Here is an 18,180-nt window from a genome sequence, read left to right on the forward strand (position 1 = left end):
CATCCTGCCCCTTCTCACACGATCCCGCCGTGGATGGCACGATGGTTCGGTGGCTGACAGCACTGAATCGCTCGTTGGGGCGACCGTGATCGCGACCCTGCACACCTCCGAAGGCGAGGTCCGGATCAAGCTGTTCCCGGACTACGCACCCAAGACGGTGAAGAACTTCGTCGGACTGGCGGACGGCTCCAAGCCCTACACCACCGAGAACGCCGCCGGGGAGCGGTCCGGGCCCTTCTACAACGGTTCGGTGTTCCACCGGGTCATCGCCGGCTTCATGATCCAGGGCGGCGACCCGACCGGCACCGGCCGCGGCGGCCCCGGCTACACCTTCGCCGACGAGTTCAACTCCGAGCTGCGCTTCGACCGCCCGTACCTGCTGGCCATGGCCAACGCGGGTCCGGGCACGAACGGCTCGCAGTTCTTCGTCACCGTGGGCAAGACCCCGCACCTGAACATGAAGCACACCATCTTCGGCGAGGTCGCCGACCAGGCGTCCCGCTCGGTGATCGACACCATCGCGCAGGCCGAGACCGACCGGCAGGACCGGCCGATCAAGGAGATCACCATCGAGCGCGTCTCGGTCTCGGTCGAGCGCTGAGCCCGCATCGATGACCCAGCCGCACACGCTGCCCGGCTGCACCAGGCACCCGGAGACGCCGACCGGGCTGAGCTGCATCCGCTGTGAGAAGCCGTACTGCTACCGGTGCCTGACCGATGGCTCGGTCGGCAAGCAGTGCCCGGAATGCGTGGCCCAGGGCAAGAAGAGCCAGCGCCGCGGGGTGAACCTGGTCGGCAACGAGGACGAGCACATTCGCCCGATCGTGATGCCGGTGCTGATCGCACTGAACATCGTCATGTTCGCGATCACCGTGGTCCAGGCTGGCACCTTCAACGACCTGGCCGCCTCCTGGGTCTATGACAACGGTGCGATGTGGAACCTCGCCGTCGCCGGCGACCAGTGGTGGCGGTTGATCACCAGCGAGTTCCTGCATGTGGCGCCGTGGCACCTCGCGGTCAACATGCTGTCGCTGTGGATGCTCGGCCAGGAGCTGGAGCCGATGTTCGGGCGGATCCGGTTCCTGCTGCTCTACCTGCTCTCCGCGGTGGGCGCCTCGGTGGCCGTGTTCCTCTTCTCCGAGGGTGCGGTCGGCGCCTCCGGCGCGATCTTCGGCCTGCTCGGCGCGGTCGTGGTGGTGTTCATCCGGAAGCGGCAGAGCCTGCAGCCACTGCTCATGGTCTTCGGCCTCAACGTGGTGTTCGGCCTGGTGATCGGCAACGTGTCCTGGGTCGGCCACGGTGGCGGCCTGGTCGTCGGCGCGCTGGTGGCGGCCGGGCTGATCTATGTGCCGGTGGCCAGCCGGAAGCTGTGGCAGACGATCAACCTGGTGGCGATCACCGCGGCCGTCATCGGGCTGGCGATCTTCCAGTACTACGAGATGCCGCGGTACGAGTGCGATCCGCCGGGCGCGCGCATCCTGTGCGGGCCGGTCGATCCGAACTAGGCGGGGCCGCGCAACTCGCCGAGTTGCGCGGCCACGTCCTCGGGATCGGCGCCCAGGTCCAGCCTGCCCAGTACGAACAGGCGCTCCAGCTCGTCCCTGGTGACCTCGATCTCCAGCACCGCGACCCGGCGGCCCAGCCGCTGGGTGTGCAGGACCCTGGTGCTGACCTCGGCCCAGGACCATTCCTCGGTCCGGAACAGGCCACGGACGGACAACCCCATCGGGCTGGCGGCCAGCCTCGGCCGGGCGATGCTGCCGAACAACGCGGCGAAGGCCAGGACCAGTGCGGCGACCGCCGCGATCACCCGTCCGGCCGGATCCGTGGTGAAGACCAGCCACACCGTCGCACCGGCGGCCAGCACCCAGCCGACACTCACCAGCGCGGGGTCCGCTGACCAGGCAAGTTGTCGACTCTGACCCGTTGACCAGGGCATCTGTTCTTCCACCAGTCCAGCTTGCCCGTTCGAGCGCGTTCCGTCAGCCCCGCTGCGCCCAGCGGCGCAACCACATCATGTTGTGTGCCCCAGTGGCCGCAGACCGGCTATGGGGTGCCTGTGGAAAAAGTTATCCACAGGAGTTGTCCCCACTGGGGATGACTTACATCCGTGTGGTTCAGTGACTGTCCGCCAAACGGGTGGTGAACAGGGTGCGGCCCGGACGTGTGGTGCCGTCCGGGCCGCGATACTCAGGGTGTTTGCGCTGGTCAGCGCCAGCGCATGGTCATCAGCAGACCAGTGATCATCAGTGCGAAGCCGACCGCGAAGTTCCACGAGCCGAGGTCGGCCATGAACTGGATGTCCTGGCCCGCGAGGTAGTACACGACCAGCCAGGCCAGTCCGAGCAGCATCACCAGCAGCATCACCGTGATGTAGATCGGGTGTGAGGGCCCCTTGGCCTTCAGCTTGACCGGCGTGCGCCGGTCCGCCGGCGGCGTGTAAACGTCCTTCTTGCGGACCTTGGACTTCGGCATTCTGTCCTCGCCTGACGTTGGATCCGATGGCTGTGTCTGTTCGCGGAGCGCGTTCGGCACAGCGAAAACGAAACTCCGGCCCGACGAACACGTTAACGTAGCCGAAGAGTGTGGAGGAGAGGCAACTTACCCCTGCTTACCCCACGGACGGCGTAGGAGAGGACACGAGGCGTGCGGAGGCTCGACGGCTGGCGGGTGGCCGCGCCGGTGATGTGCCTGGTCGCGGGCCTGATCTTCGCGGTCAGCCACAACGTGGCCGACGGCCATGACCTGCGTGGCGGCCGCAACACCGAACTGCACGGTTTGGTCCGCGACGCCGAAGGCCGGGTACACGAGGCCGAAGCCGCGCTCGGTCGGCTGCGCACCGACCTGGAGGCCCTCGAACGCGGCGCGGCCAGCTCGGACGAGCGGGTCGGCAAGGCCCGCGGCACCGCGGCCAACCTGGCCAACCCGGCCGGCCTGAACCCACTGCGCGGCACCGGGCTGGTGGTGACCATCAGCGACGCGCCCCGCGGCCCGGACGGCCGCTACCCGGCCGACGTCCCGGTGGACGCGCTGGTGGTGCACCAGAAGGACCTGCAAAGCCTGCTGAACGCGCTGTGGGCCGGGGGCGCGGAAGCGCTCGCCGTTGCCGACCAGCGCCTGGTCAGCACCTCGGCCGTGCGCTGCATCGGCAACACGCTGCTGCTGCACGGCCGCACCTACTCCCCGCCGTATGTGATCAGCGCCATCGGCGACCCAGACAAGCTGAACTCCGCTTTGGACGCCGCTGAAGGCGTGCGAATCTTCCGGCAGTACGCCCAGAGCTACGGCCTCGGCTACCGGGTCCAGCGACCCGATGTGGTGCGAGTGCCCGGCTATGGCGGGGCGTTACGACTGGACAAGGCACAGGAGGTGCCCCGATGACCGACCCCCGCACTCCACAGCCGGAGGACGGCACCGAGGCGACCCAGGAGATCCACCACCGCCAGCCCAGGGACCAGCGCCCGGAGCAGTGGTGGTCGGAGCCGGGCGCGGAAGCCCGCCCGGCGCCGCGGCGCCCGGAACCGCCGAGGGCGGAGGTGCCGCCAGACGCACCGCGCCGCGCGGAGCCGCCCAGGGCTGAGCTGCCGCCGGACGCACCGCGTCGGGCCGAGCTGCCGCCGGAGGCGCCTCGGCGCCCCGAGCCGCCGCAGGTGTGGGTGGCCCCCGGTGACACCCCGCCCGGCGAAGGGCATCAGGGGGCACCTCGTTTCCAGGGCGAGCCGCCCCGGTCCGACCAGCCCCGCCAGCCTGCCGAGCCGCCGCGCCCGGACCTGAGGGCACCGGGCGTGCCAGGCCAGTTCGAGCCGCCCCGCTTCGAGCCTCCGCAGGATCCGCGTGGGCACAGCGAGGCCGCCCGGTTCGAGCCGCCGCGCCCACCGCAGGAAGCGCGGATGCCGGGGGAGGGGCTGAACGAGCCGCCCCGTCCGCCGATGCGCCCCAGGACCGAGCCGCCGCGAGCCGAGCCGCCGCGGGGCGCCCGCCCGTCCGCGCCGCCGCCAGCGGATGCCGAGCAGACCCAGCTCATCCCGCCGATCCGGCCGGACGCCCCGCCGCCCACGCCCCCGCGAGCCGTGGCGCCGCCGCCCACGCCGGAAGAGCTGACCATGCCGATCCCGCGCATCCCCGCGCGGCCGCGGCTGGACGAGCCGGAGACCGAACTCATCCCGCGGGTCGAGGACTACGAGGACTACTCGGACCTGGTCGCGGCCGACCCCGAGCCGGAACCCGAGGCCGAGGCGGCCGCGGTGCCGGCGCAGCGGCGGGAGCCGGGGCGGGTCGTGGTGCGGACCTTCGGGGAGCTGCTGATCACCGCCGGGCTGGTGGTGCTGCTGTTCGTGGTCTACGAGGTCTACGTGACCGACTGGCTCTCCGCGGGCAAGCAGGCCAACGCGACCACCGCCATGGACGACCGGTGGAAGAACCCCAGCGTGGTCAACAACAACGAACCGCAGCGGACCAACCAGTTCCAGGTCGGTGACGGGGAGGGCTTCGCCAAGGTCTTCGTGCCGGCGTTCGGGCCGGACTGGGTCTACACCGTGCTGGAGGGGACCACGGACAAGATCCTCGAGGTCGGGCCGGGGCACTACAAGGGCACCGCCTACCCCGGCCAGCCGGGCAACTTCGCCGTGGCCGGGCACCGGGTCGGCAAGGGCGCGCCGTTCAACGACATCGACCTGCTCGAGTCCTGCGACGCGATCGTGGTGGAGACCCAGAACGAGTGGTTCGTCTACCGGATGCTGCCCAAGTCCGACGAGGTCAAGGACTGGGCAGCCGGCAAGGGCAAGGACGCCAAGTGCAAGGGCGTCGCGCCGCAGGGCAAGGGCGGCAAGGACGATCCCTACGCCAAGACCGTCGGCCAGGAGATCGTGCGGCCGGAGCAGGGCGAGGTCATCGCGCCGGTGCCGTGGCGGGGCAACAACGCCGTGCCGCAGGGCCAGCAGGCCAAGCTGATCACCCTGACCACCTGCCACCCGCGGTTCTCCGCCCGGCAGCGGCTCATCGTGCACGGTGTCCTGGTCCGCAGCCAGCCGAAAGATCCGAAGGATCCCAAGGCCGTGCCAGCCGAGTTCCAGACCGGCTGAAAGGTACGGTTGGCCTCGTGTACAGCTGGATCTGGCGGCACCTGCCTGGGCCGTTGCCGCTGCGACTGCTGCTGGCAGCGGTCCTGATCGTCGGCGTGGTCGCACTGCTGCTGTTCGTGGTGTTCCCGTGGATCGAACCGATGCTGCCGTTCAACCAGGTCACCACCGGGCAGTGAATCCCGTTCGACGCGCGCCGTAAGCTGGCCGCGTGCGGGTACTCGTGGTCGACAACTACGACAGCTTCGTCTACAACCTGGTCCAGTACCTGGCCCAGCTCGGGGCCGAGTGCGTCGTCCGGCGCAACGACTCGGTGGAGCTGGCCGAGGTCGACCAGGCCGACGGTGTGCTGCTCAGTCCTGGACCGGGCACCCCGGAGCGGGCGGGCCGGACCATCGAGGTCATCCGGCGCTGCGCCGAGCTGACCAAGCCCGCGCTCGGCGTCTGCCTTGGCCACCAGGCCATGGGCGTGGCTTGGGGCGCGACCGTGGATCGGGCGCCGGAGCTGCTGCACGGCAAGACCAGCCAGGTGCACCACACCGGTGCGGGCGTGCTCGCCGGGCTGCCCGATCCGTTCACCGCCACCCGCTACCACTCGCTGACCGTGCTGGAGGAGACCATCCCGGCCGAGTTCGAGGTGACCGGGCGGACCGAGTCCGGCGTGGTGATGGCCATGCGGCACCGCGAGCTGCCCATCCACGGCGTGCAGTTCCACCCCGAGTCGGTGCTCACCGACGGTGGCCACCGGATGCTGGCCAACTGGCTGGCCATCGCCGGGCACCCGGTGCCCGAACCCACTGTCGCCGCCCTGGAGAAGGGCATGCGCGAGGTGGCCGCGGCCGCCGCTCGCTGAGCAGCCCAGAACACACAACGGCCCGGCCCCCGTGACGGGGTGCCGGGCCGTTGTCGTTGCTACGGGATCAGCCGCCGCCCCTGGGCGTGGTGCTGGTCGGTCCGCCGCCGCCGAGTTTGCCGACCTGGATCTGGATGGTCTGCGTCTTCGACACCGGGTCGCCCGCGACCGGCTTGGAGTCCATGATCCGGCCGAACTCGCTGATGCTGCCGCTCACCTCGACCTTGCTGAAGCTGCCGGTCCAGCCGAACTCCTGCAGCTTCGACCGCGCCTCGGTCTCGGTCATGCCCTCGATGTTGGGCATGGTGAACTGGTCGTTCTTGGAGATGCTCAGCGTCACCGTGGCGCCGGGCCGCACCGAGGTGCCGCCCGCCGGGGTCTGCGCGATCACCTCGTTCAGCTGCTTGTTGGAGCTGACTTCCTTGATCTCCACCCGCAGGCCGAGGCCCTCCAGGTTGCCGCGCGCGGCGCTGTTGGACTGGCCGATCACGTTCTGCACGGTGATCCGGTCCTGCGCCTTGCCGACGGTGATGCTGACCAGCGAGTCCTTCGGCGCCTTGCTGTTGGCCGACGGCGTCTGCGACTGCACCTTGCCGACCTGCTTGGTGTCATCCACGGTGGTCTCGGTGGGGTTCGCGCTGAGCTTGAGCCCGGCGGCGGTGAGCATCGTCTCGGCCTCGCTCGGCGTCTTGCCCTTGAGGTCGGGGACGGTCACCTCCTCCGGACCGCTGCCGATGTTCAGCGTGATCTCCGCGTCCTTCTTCACCGCGGAGCCCTCGGCCGGGTTGACCGAGACCACCCGGTTCAGCTCTTCCGGCTTGGAGACGACCTTCTGCAGGTTCGGCGTCTTGGTGAACCCGGCGCTGGCGATGTCCTGCCGCGCCTGCACCTCGGTCTTGCCGAAGACCTTCGGGACCGTCGCGGTGTCGCCGCTGCTGCCGGAGTTCCCACTGAGCAGCGGGCCCAGCAGGAAGGCGAGCAGGATCAGCAGCGCGACGCCGAGCGCGACCGCCACCGAGACGAAGATGGTCTTGCGCCGCTTCTCCCGGCGCTCCTCCTCGTCGTCGCTGTCGGCCAATGCCTCCGGCCGGTGCTTGCCCTGGATCACCTGGGTGGCGCCGCCACCGCCGACGATCGAGGTGCGCTCGTCCTCCGACATCACCATCGGCGCCAGCGGCCGCTGCCCGGAGAGCACCCGCACCAGGTCGCCGCGCATCTCGCCGGCGGACTGGTAGCGGTTGGCCGGGTTCTTGCTCATCGCCTTGAGCACGATGGCGTCCAGCACCGCGGGCACCTGCGGGTTGACCTGCGAGGGGGACTTGGGGTCCTCGCGCACGTGCTGGTAGGCCACGGCCACCGGGGAGTCACCGGTGAACGGCGGCTCGCCGGTCATCAGCTCGAAGAGCACGCAGCCGGTGGCGTAGACGTCGCTGCGCGCGTCCACCGCCTCGCCGCGGGCCTGCTCCGGGGAGAGGTACTGGGCGGTTCCTATCACCGCGGCGGTCTGGGTGACGGCGGCCTGGCCGTCGTGCACGGCCCTGGCGATGCCGAAGTCCATCACCTTCACGGCGCCGGACTTGGTGATCATCACGTTGGCCGGCTTCACGTCCCGGTGCACGATGCCGTGCCGGTGGCTGAAGTCCAGTGCCGCGCAGACGTCGGCCATGACCTCCATGGCCCGGCGCGCGGGCAGCGGGCCCTCGGTCTTGACGATGTCGCGCAGCGTCTTGCCGTCGACGAACTCCATCACGATGTACGGCAGCGGGCCGTACTCGGTCTGCGTCTCGCCGGTGTCGTACACGGCGACGATCGCGGGATGGTTCAAGGAGGCGGCGTTCTGCGCTTCCCGGCGGAAGCGCAGCTGGAACTGCGGGTCGCGGGCGAGATCGGCGCGCAGCACCTTGACCGCCACGTCGCGACCCAGACGAACGTCCCGGCCCTTGTGGACCTCGGACATACCGCCATAGCCGAGCGTTTCGCCCAGCTCATAGCGGTTGGAGAGCAGTCGCGGAGTGCTCATCGGTGCCTTGTCCCGCTCCTCGTCGACGGTGGTCTGTTCATGTCATGTAGCTGCTGCGGCCGCACGTCAACCGTCCTCGTGCGGGGTGCAGCGCAGGGTCACGTCCGACCCCGCGGACAGCTCGCCGACCGGAGTCACCTCGGTGACCACGCACCGCGCCGGATCCGCAGGCCGTCGGCCGTCCTTGGTCCACACCTCGCTGTGCAGACCGGATTTCGTGAGCCGGTCGGCCGCCTCCGAAGCCGCCCGTCCCACGTACTCAGTCGGATTCACCTGCACCGACCCCTGGCTGGCTGTGCGCATGATCTCGCTGATCACCCATGCTGCCAAAACCAGTGCCGCCACCGCGAATACCGCTATCACCAGCCACAGGCCGGTCCGGCGGGTGCGCACCGGACCTGGGTGGTGACCCATGCCCGCCGGGGTGAACTGCCCCGTCCCGTGTCCGAGCACCGGGATCCCCGGTGAGGACATGGGGGTGATGGGTCCGCCCGGACCCAGCTGGGGCTGGCCGACCGGAACGCCGACCGGCGCCTGCGGCATGGTCAGTCCGGAGGGCACCGGCAGCGGGTGCCCGGCCCGCACCGCGGCCACCGCGACCGCGAACTCGCCGCCGCTGCGATACCGCCGTCTCGGGTCCTTGATCAGGGTCGCCTCGATCAGCGCCCGCGGACCCGGTGGCACGTCCGGCGGCAGCGGCGGGGCGAGATCCCTGATGTGCATCATGGCCACGGTCACCGAGTTGTCGGACAGGAACGGGCGATGCCCGGCCAGGCACTCGTAGCCGACCACGGCCAGCGAGTACACATCGCTGGCCGGCTCCGCCTCCGAACCCAGCGCCTGTTCCGGCGCGATGTAGTGCGCGGTGCCCATCACCATGCCGGAGCGGGTGACCGGCGCGGCGTGCGCGGCCTTGGCGATGCCGAAGTCGGTCAGCTTCACCTTGCCGTGCGGGGTGACCAGGATGTTGCCGGGCTTGACGTCACGGTGCACCAGCCCGCGCTCGTGCGCGGCCTGCAACGCGTGCCCCGCCTGCTCCAGCACGTCCATGGTGCGCTCGGCGTTGAGCCTGCCCTGCCCGGCGATGATCGCGGCCAGTGGATCGCCCTCGACCAGCTCCATCACCAGGTAAGCGGTGTCCTGCGGGCCGTCGGGCACGGCGGCCGTCTCGCCGTAGTCGTGCACCGCGGCGATGTTCGGGTGGTTCAGCGAGGCGGTCATCCTGGCCTCGGTGCGGAAGCGGTGCAGGAACTCCGCGTCCCCGGTCAGCTCCGGCTTGAGCACCTTGATCGCGACCCGCCGGTCCAGCCTGGTGTCGGCGGCCTCCCACACCTCGCCCATGCCACCGACCGCGATCCGCCTGGCGAGGCGATAGCGGTCGGCGAGCAGCTGGCCGGAGGTGAGCATGCTCAGCCACCTCCGAGGAAGGCGCCGATGACGCCGCGGCCGATCGGCGCGGCCACCGTGCCGCCGGTGGCGTCCTGCCCGCGGTCGCCACCGTTCTCCACGATCACCGCGACCGCGATCTTCGGGTCCTCGGCCGGGGCGAAGGCGGCGTACCAGGCGTGCGGGTTGTTCGCCTTGGGGTTGGCGCCGTGCTCGGCGGTGCCGGTCTTGGAGGCGATGGTGACGCCGGAGATCTTGCCGCCACCGGCGGTCCGCGACTCCGACTGGATCATCATCTCCTTGAGCGTGGCCGCGGTGGCCGAGGAGATCGCGGTGCCCGAGCGGACCGGGTCGTTCTCCTGGAGCACGGTGACATCGCGCAGGATCTGGCTGACCAGCTGCGGTTCCATCCGCACCCCGCCGTTGGCGATGGTGGCCGCCACCACCGCGTCCTGCAGCGGGGTCAGCCGGACGTCACGCTGGCCGATGCCGCTCTGGCCGAGCGCCGCCTTGTCCGGGATGTCGCCGAGGGAGGAGCCTGCCACGCCGATCGGGATCTTCTGGCCCTGCTCGCCGATGCCGAACTTCTCCGCCTGCTGGCGCAGCTTGGTCTCGCCGAGCTGGATGGCCAGGTCAACGAACGCGGTGTTGCAGGAGCGGGCCAGCGCCTCGATCAACGGCGCGGTCTCGCCGCCGCCGCAGCGGTTGCCGTTGAAGTTCTCCAGCTGGTTGTTGGTGCCAGGCAGGGTGATCGTGGGCGCCGCGGTCAGCGGGCTGTCCTTGGTGAACCCGTTCTCCAGCGCGGCCGCGGCGGTGACCATCTTGAAGGTCGAGCCGGGCGGGTAGGTCTCCCCGACGGCCCGGTTCATCGACGGCTTCTTCGGGTCCTTGGTCAGCTCGCCCCAGGCCTTCTGCTGCGCCTCGGTGTCGTGCGCGGAGAGCACGTTCGGGTCGAAGGACGGGGTGGAGACCATGGCCAGGATCCGGCCGGTCTTCGGGTCCATCGCCACCACGGCACCGCTGAACTTCTTGTCCGACATCGCCTTGTAGGCGAACTGCTGGACCTTGGGCACGATCGTGGTCTGCACGCTGCCGCCACGCGGGTCCCGGCCGGTGATCAGGTCGGAGAGCCTGCGGCCGAACAGCAGCGGGTCGGAGCCGTTGAGCACCGAGTCCTGCGCCTTCTCCAGCCCGGTCGCGCCGTAGTTGGAGGAGTAGTAGCCGGTGATCGGCGCGTAGATCGGTCCCTCGGGGTACTTGCGCAGGTACTTCAGCCGGCCGGTGGTGTTCTCCACGGTGGCCATCAGCTGACCGCCCGCCGCGCTGATCTGGCCGCGCTGACGGGAGTACTCCTCCAGCAGCACCCGGCTGTTGCGCGGGTCGTTGCGGTAGGTGTCGGCCTTGATCACCTGGATGTAGGTGCCGTTGGCCAGCAGCATCAGGACCATCACCATGACGGCGAGCGCCACCCGGCGCAGTGGTGCGTTCATGAGGGCCGCTCCACAAGCACGGTGTGCGCCTCCGCGATCGGCGCCTGCGGCACCACTGGTTTGGCCGCCACGGCCGGTCTGCGCGCGCCGTCGGATATCCGCAGCAACAGCGCGACCAGGGCGTAGTTGGCCACCAGCGACGATCCGCCGAGGGACAGGAAGGGGGCGGTCAGACCGGTCAGCGGGATCAGCTTGGTGACGCCGCCGACCACGATGAAGACCTGCAGGCCGACCGCGAAGGACAGACCACCGGCGAGCAGCTTGCCGAAGGTGTCGCGCACCGCCAGCGCACTGCGCATACCGCGCATCACCAGCAGCGTGTAGAGCATCAGCAGCGCGGCCAGGCCGACGAAGCCCAGCTCCTCACCGATCGCGGCGATGATGAAGTCGCTCTTGGCCAGCGGCACCAGCTCGGGCCGTCCGGCGCCAAGACCGGTGCCGCCGATCCCGCCGGTGCCCAGCCCGAACAGCGCCTGGCCGAGCTGACGGCCCTTGTTGAAGAAGTCCGCGAACGGGTCCAGCCAGGTGGTCACCCGGACCTGCACGTGGTCGAAGATCTGATAGGCGACCAGGCAGCCGCCGATGAAGAAGGTCATGCCCAGCACCAGCCAGGCGACCCGCTCGGTGGCCACGTAGAGCATCACCAGCACGATGCCGAAGAACAGCAGCGAGGTGCCGAGGTCCTTCTCCAGCACCAGCACGCCGAGCGAGGCGAACCAGGCGAACAGCATCGGCATCAGGTCGCGGGCGCGCGGCAGCTCCATCCCGAGCACCTTGCGGCCAGCCGCCATGAACAGGTCCCGTTTGGAGACCAGGAACGCGGCGAAGAAGACCATCAACAGGATCTTGGCGAACTCACCGGGCTGGATGGAGAACACACCAGGTATACGTAGCCAGATCTTCGCACCGTTGATTTCCGGTGCGATGACATTCGGCAGGATGCCCGGCAGCGCCAGCGCGACCAGTCCGGCCAGGCCCGCGGTGTAGCCGTACTTGGACAGCGTGCGGTGGTCCTTGACCAGCACCAGCACCGCGACGAAGAGCACCAGCGCGATCGTGGTCCACATGATCTGGCGGGGCACGTCCGCGCTGAAGACCCGGCCGGTCAGCTCGGCCCGCTCGGCCTCGGCCAGGTCGATCCGGTGGATCATGACCAGGCCAAGCCCGTTGAGCAGGGCCACGCACGGCAGGATCAGCGGATCGGCGTAGGGCGCCCAGATCCGCACCGCGACGTGCGCCACCCCGAACAGGCCGAGGTAGGCCGCGCCGTAGTAGAGCAGGGCATTGGTCAGCTCCTGCTCCTGGTTGATCTCCACCAGCATCAGCGCACCGGTGACCAGCACCGCGGCGAAGGCGAGCAGCATCAACTCGGTGCCGCGCCTGGTCGCGGTGGGTGGCGGCTGAGCTGGCGGCCCCCCGGGCAGTGGCCCGGTGGTCGTCGCGGCCGACTCAGCCATCAGCGCACCGTCCGGCATTCCACCCCGGGCTTCGGCGTCGGCGGCGGCAACGGCGTGACGTCCGAGGTCGTGGGCGCGTTCGGGTCAGGGGGCGGCGTGCTCGTGCTGGTCGTCGGCGTGCCGGTGCCACCAGGAGTGCCGGTGGCAGGCGGGCACGGCGGCATCAGCTGGGCGGTGCGCAGCCTGCGGATCGCGTTGCGCGCGCCCTCCAGCCCGTCCAGCCCGGTGATCCCGTTGGTGATGATCTCCTTGCCGGAGGAGGTCAGGTCGGAGACCAGGATCGGCTCCGGGTCACAGCTCGCCGAGTTCGGCGCGCAGGAACCCTCGACCTCACGCTGCAGCCGGATGCCCAGCACATTGCCCTGCACGCCCTGGAAGACGGCCACCCGGCCGTCCTCGGTCGCGCCGACGTAGTACTGCTGCAGCACCCAGTACCGGGTGAAGAACCCGGCCGCGCCGAAGAGCACCAGCACCAGCAGCACGACCGAGAGGGTGCGCAGCCAGCGCCTGCCCCGTGGCGGGTCCGGCGGTGGGGTGGTCGGGTCCGGGCGTGGCTGCTGTTGTTGCTGCCAGCCAGGGTTGAGCGCGCCCGCGCGGGAGGCAGGGGAGTCCGGCGGTGGCGGATCGGCGCTGCCGTCGCCGGCGGCGCCACCGACGATCGGGGCGTTCTCCCCGAAGTCGACGTCCACCACATCGGCGACGATCACCGTCACGTTGTCCGGGCCGCCGCCCTTGAGCGCCAGCTCGATCAGCCGGTCGGCGCAGGTCCTCGGGTCGGGGATGGCCAGGGCCTCGGCCAGCGTCTCCGCCGACACCACCCCGGAGAGCCCGTCCGAGCACAGCATGTACCGATCGCCGTTGCGGGCTTCCCTGATCGCCAGGCTCGGCTCCACCTCGTGCCCGGTCAGCGCCTTGAGCAGCAGCGACCGTTGCGGGTGGGTGAGCGCCTCGTCCGGAGTGATCCGGCCTTCGTCGATCAGGGATTGCACGAACGTGTCGTCGTGGGTGATCTGGGACAGGTTTCCGTCCCGGACCAGGTAGGCGCGCGAGTCGCCGATGTGCACGAGACCCAGTCTGTTGCCGGCGAAGAGCACCGCGGTCAGCGTGGTGCCCATCCCCTCCAGGTCGGGATCGCTCGCGACGAGTTCGGCGATCGCCGAGTTGCCGCCGAGCATCGACCCGCGCAGATCACTGAGCAGGTCCTCCCCGGGTTCGTCGTCGTCGAGGGGGGCTAGTGCGGCGATGACCACCTTGCTGGCGACTTCACCGGCGGCATGGCCGCCCATGCCGTCGGCGAGCGCGAGCAGTCGGGGGCCGGCGTACACGGAGTCCTGGTTGTTGGCACGTACCAGGCCCCGGTCGCTGCGGGCCGCGTAACGAAGGACGAGGGTCATGAGCGCAGCTCGATCACCGTCTTACCGATGCGGATCGGAACGCCGAGCGGGACCCGGGTGGGTGCCGTGACCTTCGCCCGGTCTAGATAACTGCCGTTGGTGGAGCCTAGGTCCTCCACGTACCAGTCCGTTCCACGAAGAGAGAGTCTGGCGTGCCTCGTCGACGCGTAGTCGTCGTCGAGCACGAGGGTGGAGTCGTCGGCACGGCCGATGAGAATAGGGCGGCCGTCCAGCGCGATGCGAGTACCCGCCAGCGCGCCGTGGGTCACCACGAGTTGCCGGGCGGCTTTGTTGCCCCGCAACTGCCGCCCACTGGTCCGTCGGGAACCGGGTAGGGCGACCCGCAGCCCGGAGGCCGCGTAAAGGTCAGAGCGAACGACACGGAGCGCAGCCAGCACGAACAACCAGAGCAGGGCGAGAAACCCTGCTCTGGTTAGCTGCATCACAAGTTCTGGCACCTGCTGTGACCGCTCCCGCCTTGCGATGTCGTCCTGGTCAGCCCTGGGACCGGAACACCAACGTCGAGTGCCCGATCCTGATCGCGTCGCCGTCGGCGAGCTGCCAGGCCTGGGCCGGGTTGGAGTTGACCGTCGTGCCGTTGGTCGAGCCCAGGTCGGCCAGCATCGCGTTCTGACCGTCCCAGGTGATTTCCAGGTGCCGGCGGGAGACCCCGGTGTCCGGCAGGCGGAAATCGGCGTCCTGGCCACGGCCTATCACGTTGCTGCCCTGCTTGAGGCTATAGGTCCGGTTGGAGCCGTCGTCGAGCTGGAGGGTCGCCGTCAGTGTGCGCGGCCCCGTCTGCACGGCGGGCGGAGCGTATCCCTGCTGGTTCGGGTCGGCGTAGCCGCCCTGCTGGGCGTAGCCCTGCTGGCCATAACCCTGGTCGTAGCCCTGCTGGGCGTAACCCTGCTGCTGGCCGTAACCCTGCTGGTCATAGCCGGGCTGCTGGGCGTAGCCCTGGTCGTAACCCTGCTGCTGCTGGCCATAGCCCTGCTGGTCGTAACCGGGCTGCTGGGCGTAGCCCTGGTCGTAACCCTGCTGCCCGTAGCCAGGCTGCTGCGGCTGCTGGGCGTAGCCCTGCTGGTCATAACCAGGCTGCTGCGGCTGCTGGCCGTAGCCCTGCTGGTCGTAGCCAGGCTGCTGCGGCTGCTGGGCGTAACCCTGGTCGTAACCCTGCTGCCCGTACCCGCCTTGCTGCTGCTGGGCGTAGTTCGGGTCGTAGCCCTGCTGGCCGTAGCCAGGCTGCTGCTGCTGGTCGTAGCCGTACTGCCCCTGCTGCTGCTGGGCGTAGCGGTCTCCCTCGGGGTACTGGCCGGGTGGCTGGCTCATGGGTCGGTCTCCTGCGGTGCGAGGTGGTGCCGGCCGTCGGCGCGGCGATGCGTCTGGGTCGACTGACGAGCTCGTGTGGAACTGTCCGGTGTGCAGCGTCTCAGAGCGCTCCAAGGAGACTACGACGTCACCGTATGTGTCCCACCCGTGCTCGGTCAGATGCTCTCCGACACAGTCGGCGAGCAGATCGGTGATCCGCTGCTCGTCGCCGGCTAGCCGGTCGTGGTCGGCTGGGCCGAGTGTCACGGTGTAGTGGTTGGGTGCGAGGAGGCGGCCGCCGGCAAGCTCCTTGACCTTGCGTTCGGCCTCTCGTTGCAGGGCCTGCGCCACCTCCTGGGGTACTACGTTGCCACCGAACACGCGCGCGAAAGTATTGCCGACAAGGCCTTCGAGCTTGCGCTCGAAGCGCTGCACGAGGCTCATGTCCCACCCTTCCGCTTCCGGTCCAGTCCAGTGAGCGCCGGGCACCGAACGTGGTCGTGCGGTGCAGCTGGTTCGGCTCCGTGTCCGGTCGCTCACCCCGATCGTATCCGGGTCTGGGGGCAAGGGAGGGGCCGAGTTGTAAGCCAGTCCCCTGACCGTGCTAGGCTTCCGCCGCACCCCAAAAGGGAGCCCCCGAAAGGGGCAAGTGGCGGAATGGCAGACGCGCACGGTTCAGGTCCGTGTGTCCGAAAGGACGTGAGGGTTCAACTCCCTCCTTGCCCACGTAAAAGAAGACCCCGGCGCGCTGCGCCGGGGTCTTCTTTTACGTCCACACCGGGGGCCCGAGCCCCCGGACCCCCACGGTGCGGCTGGTGCTGAACCAGCGTGGTCACCTGCCTTTGTTGCCGCCTTATATGGCCGCCTTTGCCGTGGCCTATTTCTCTGTGACCTAGAGCGAAGATTCTTCAGGCTTGGCTCAGGTCCTTCTTTGGGGGCGGTTGGCGGGCTTTGGGGCGCGGTGAGCGGTGAGCGTGTCGGTCTCACACGAACGGCCGCACTGCCGGGCTGAAGTGCTTGACCGTGCACCGACCGGTTACCGACTGACTTCGGCCGCCGGTCGCAACTGGGTATGGGCATTCCCTGCGGTAGGGCCCTGACCTGGTAAATCAGTTAAGGCGTCAGCGAACGAACCAGCTCCGGAACGCCAAGAACGCCGCTGTGGGTGACCACGGAGGTGAAGCCGCAGGGAGGCGAAGATCGTGAGCCGCACCACGGGCCAGCCGACAGTCCAGGGTGGACTGCCTGTCATTCCGGCCCGATCAATCGCCCCGGTCGAGTTACCCGCTCCGCCGGAACATCTGGCCGCCAGGGCCGCCGACCTGCTGGGCTGGGGCGGGGTCATGCTGCCGCCGATGACCCTGCTGGGCCGCCGGGTGGTCATGGTCGCCGAGCTGATCACCGACGCGCACGCCGAACGGCTCGCGCTGGGGTGTCCGCCGGTGACCGACCGGACCACCGTCTCCACCTGGGTCTGGCCCGAACTGGCCGGCATGGTGCCCGCCCCCGCGGTCCGCCTGGTCGGCGCGATCGCGTTGTCCCGGCACTGGCGCACCGCGCTGACCTCGGTGGTGCCCTTCTCCCGGTTCACCAACACGGCCGTCGTGGTGCCGTCGGCGGTGGCCGAGGGCGATGACTTCCTGGCGAACTGCCTGATGCGGGCCGGTCACTACGGTGTGTCGGTGGCCACAGCCCAGGACCAGGGATCGGTCGAGCTGACCCTGCGCGGCCGTCCGCCGCAGGACTTCCCGATCGAGCAGGAGGTCACCGTGCGGTGGCTGCGTGAGGTGGTCTACGACCGGATCCTGGCCACCACGGTCAGCTAGTGGTGCCCAGCACCCGGTCCAGGTACCGGTTGCGGAAGCGGCCGTGCGGGTCCAGGGCAGCGCGCACGGCCTGGAAGTCGGCGAAATGCGGATACCGGCCGCGGAGGGACTCCTCCGTCTGGCTGTGCATCTTCCCCCAGTGCGGACGGCCACCCGCCGCATAGGCGATCTGCTCGAACGTGTCGAACCAGTGCCGGTAGGGCATGCCGAGGAACTGGTGGATGGCCAGGTACGCGGTCGGCCTGCCGGTCGCGGTGGACAACCAGATGTCATCGGCGGCGGCCACCCGGACCTCGACCGGGATGTTCACCGGGTGCTCAAGGCGCTCGGAGGCGGCGCGGAGTTCGGTGAGCACCTCGCGCAGGTGCTCCCGCGGGATCGCGTACTCGGTCTCGGTGAAGCGGACCCGGCGCGGCGTGGTGAACACCCGATGTGAGGCGTCGCTGTAACTGCGCTCGCCCAGCACCTTGGCGCACAGCCGGTTCAGCGGGCGGACCAGGCCAGGGATCGCCCGGCCGGTGTGGCAGACCGCGGCCAGCGCGGCGTTCTCCAGCACCTCGTACTCGAAGAACCGGCGCACCGGATGCAGTGGCTGCCGGGGTGCGTCCACCGGCAGCCGGTTGTTCCGCTTCACCATGACCCGGTCGGTGTGCACGAACCAGTGGAACTCGGCGTGGTCGTTGGCCGCGGTCAGCTCGTCGAAGCACTCGATCGTCTCGTCCAGGCCCGCCGGGTACTCCGCGGCCTGCAGCGCGAACGCCGGTTCGCACTGCAGGGTCACCGTGGTCAGCACACCCAGCGCGCCGAGGCCGACCCTGGCCGCGCTGAACTCGGCCGGGTTCTCCGTCGCCGAGCAGCGCAGCAGCGAACCGTCGGCCAGCACCAGTTCCAGTGCCTTGACCTGGGTGGCCAGTCCGCCGAAGGTCGCGCCGGTGCCGTGGGTGCCGGTGGAGATGGCGCCGGCCACGGTCTGCCGGTCGATATCGCCCAGGTTGGTCATGGCCAGGCCGAGCTGGTCCAGCTCGCGGTTGAGCTGGTGCAGCGGAGTGCCGGCGCGCACGGTGACCAGGCCGGTCTGGTGGTCGGCCGCGATCACCCCGCGCCACTCGGACAGGTCCAGGGCCAGGCCACCTTCGGGTGAACCGACCGCACTGAACGAGTGGCCACTGCCCAGGGGGCGCACCGTGAGGTCGTCCCGGGCCGCGGCCTTCACCGCGGCGGCGATTTCCTCGACGTCCCTGGGACGAGCGGTGCGGGCCGGCCGCGCGGTGGCGGTCCGGGCCCAGTTGGTCCACGAGCCAGTGTCACTCTGTCGCGGCAAGGCTACCCTCCGCAATCTTCGGGGCGGATGTTGGTGAACGTACGTGA

Annotated in this window: 17 protein-coding genes and 1 tRNA gene; 8 read left to right on the forward strand and 10 right to left on the reverse strand. The window is 69.7% G+C overall.

The features are described from left to right. Window positions 1-49: 49 nt before the first annotated feature. Window positions 50-601 carry a peptidylprolyl isomerase gene (locus HNR67_RS05540; RefSeq protein ID WP_185001031.1) on the forward strand — a complete coding sequence of 184 codons (552 nt, stop codon included), beginning with the start codon at window positions 50-52 and terminating at the stop codon, window positions 599-601. 10 nt (window positions 602-611) lie between these two features. Then, complete coding sequence (locus HNR67_RS05545) at window positions 612-1,505, forward strand: rhomboid family intramembrane serine protease (protein WP_185001032.1); 894 nt, start codon at window positions 612-614, stop codon at window positions 1,503-1,505. On the opposite strand, the gene HNR67_RS05550 is transcribed toward HNR67_RS05545, so the two are convergent. Both HNR67_RS05550 and crgA read right to left on the reverse strand, forming a co-directional pair. Beyond that, window positions 1,502-1,882, reverse strand: a complete 381-nt coding sequence (locus tag HNR67_RS05550; protein WP_312986514.1) for a PH domain-containing protein — start codon at window positions 1,880-1,882, stop codon at window positions 1,502-1,504. The genes HNR67_RS05545 and HNR67_RS05550 overlap by 4 nt on opposite strands. Window positions 1,883-2,208: 326 nt before the next feature. Continuing rightward, on the reverse strand, window positions 2,209-2,475 hold the full coding sequence (gene crgA / locus HNR67_RS05555; RefSeq protein WP_185001034.1) for a cell division protein CrgA: 267 nt from the start codon (window positions 2,473-2,475) through the stop codon (window positions 2,209-2,211). A gap of 171 nt (window positions 2,476-2,646) precedes the next feature. Here crgA and HNR67_RS05560 point away from each other — a divergent pair, with 171 nt between their 5' ends. From HNR67_RS05560 to HNR67_RS05575, 4 genes are read left to right on the forward strand one after another with little or no spacing between them, the layout of a single operon-like run. Further along, window positions 2,647-3,381, forward strand: a complete 735-nt coding sequence (locus HNR67_RS05560) for a DUF881 domain-containing protein (RefSeq protein WP_221489782.1) — start codon at window positions 2,647-2,649, stop codon at window positions 3,379-3,381. Continuing rightward, window positions 3,378-5,081, forward strand: coding sequence for a class E sortase (locus HNR67_RS44130; protein ID WP_246492464.1), 1,704 nt, complete (start codon window positions 3,378-3,380; stop codon window positions 5,079-5,081). The genes HNR67_RS05560 and HNR67_RS44130 overlap by 4 nt, the downstream gene beginning before the upstream one ends. A gap of 17 nt (window positions 5,082-5,098) precedes the next feature. Continuing rightward, on the forward strand, window positions 5,099-5,257 hold the full coding sequence (locus HNR67_RS05570; protein WP_185001035.1) for a hypothetical protein: 159 nt from the start codon (window positions 5,099-5,101) through the stop codon (window positions 5,255-5,257). Window positions 5,258-5,289: 32 nt separating this feature from the next. Continuing rightward, window positions 5,290-5,931, forward strand: coding sequence for an aminodeoxychorismate/anthranilate synthase component II (locus tag HNR67_RS05575; RefSeq protein WP_185001036.1), 642 nt, complete (start codon window positions 5,290-5,292; stop codon window positions 5,929-5,931). A gap of 67 nt (window positions 5,932-5,998) precedes the next feature. Here HNR67_RS05575 and pknB read toward each other — a convergent pair whose 3' ends face one another. The 7 genes from pknB to HNR67_RS05610 all read right to left on the reverse strand — a co-directional run bounded on the left by pknB (window position 5,999) and on the right by HNR67_RS05610 (window position 15,430). Next, on the reverse strand, window positions 5,999-7,951 hold the full coding sequence (gene pknB, locus HNR67_RS05580) for a Stk1 family PASTA domain-containing Ser/Thr kinase (protein ID WP_185001037.1): 1,953 nt from the start codon (window positions 7,949-7,951) through the stop codon (window positions 5,999-6,001). A gap of 66 nt (window positions 7,952-8,017) precedes the next feature. Further along, on the reverse strand, window positions 8,018-9,358 hold the full coding sequence (locus tag HNR67_RS05585) for a serine/threonine-protein kinase (protein WP_185001038.1): 1,341 nt from the start codon (window positions 9,356-9,358) through the stop codon (window positions 8,018-8,020). A 2-nt stretch (window positions 9,359-9,360) separates the two neighbouring features. Beyond that, window positions 9,361-10,827 carry a peptidoglycan D,D-transpeptidase FtsI family protein gene (locus HNR67_RS05590; protein WP_185001039.1) on the reverse strand — a complete coding sequence of 489 codons (1,467 nt, stop codon included), beginning with the start codon at window positions 10,825-10,827 and terminating at the stop codon, window positions 9,361-9,363. Next, window positions 10,824-12,284 (reverse strand): FtsW/RodA/SpoVE family cell cycle protein, encoded by a 1,461-nt coding sequence (locus HNR67_RS05595; RefSeq protein WP_185001040.1) that lies wholly within the window; start codon window positions 12,282-12,284, stop codon window positions 10,824-10,826. Before HNR67_RS05595 ends, HNR67_RS05590 begins: the two co-directional genes overlap by 4 nt. Beyond that, on the reverse strand, window positions 12,284-13,678 hold the full coding sequence (locus HNR67_RS05600; RefSeq protein ID WP_185001041.1) for a PP2C family protein-serine/threonine phosphatase: 1,395 nt from the start codon (window positions 13,676-13,678) through the stop codon (window positions 12,284-12,286). The genes HNR67_RS05595 and HNR67_RS05600 overlap by 1 nt, the downstream gene beginning before the upstream one ends. Next, complete coding sequence (locus tag HNR67_RS05605) at window positions 13,675-14,136, reverse strand: FHA domain-containing protein FhaB/FipA (protein WP_185001042.1); 462 nt, start codon at window positions 14,134-14,136, stop codon at window positions 13,675-13,677. The genes HNR67_RS05600 and HNR67_RS05605 overlap by 4 nt, the downstream gene beginning before the upstream one ends. Before the next feature lie 37 nt (window positions 14,137-14,173). Then, a complete protein-coding gene (locus tag HNR67_RS05610; protein ID WP_185001043.1) occupies window positions 14,174-15,430 on the reverse strand; it encodes a DUF3662 and FHA domain-containing protein in 1,257 nt (418 codons plus the stop codon). Between the two features lie 199 nt (window positions 15,431-15,629). Between HNR67_RS05610 and HNR67_RS05615 the strand changes: the two genes are divergently transcribed. Both HNR67_RS05615 and HNR67_RS05620 read left to right on the forward strand, forming a co-directional pair. Next, a tRNA-Leu gene (locus tag HNR67_RS05615) sits at window positions 15,630-15,712 on the forward strand. Window positions 15,713-16,188: 476 nt separating this feature from the next. Next, window positions 16,189-16,812, forward strand: coding sequence for a hypothetical protein (locus HNR67_RS05620; RefSeq protein ID WP_185001044.1), 624 nt, complete (start codon window positions 16,189-16,191; stop codon window positions 16,810-16,812). On the opposite strand, the gene HNR67_RS05625 is transcribed toward HNR67_RS05620, so the two are convergent. Further along, window positions 16,805-18,133, reverse strand: coding sequence for a D-arabinono-1,4-lactone oxidase (locus HNR67_RS05625; RefSeq protein ID WP_185001045.1), 1,329 nt, complete (start codon window positions 18,131-18,133; stop codon window positions 16,805-16,807). The two genes, HNR67_RS05620 and HNR67_RS05625, sit on opposite strands and share 8 nt — an antisense overlap. Window positions 18,134-18,180 lie beyond the last annotated feature (47 nt).

It is taken from the genome of Crossiella cryophila (assembly GCF_014204915.1).
In the GTDB taxonomy this organism is placed as follows: Bacteria; Actinomycetota; Actinomycetes; order Mycobacteriales; family Pseudonocardiaceae; genus Crossiella; species Crossiella cryophila.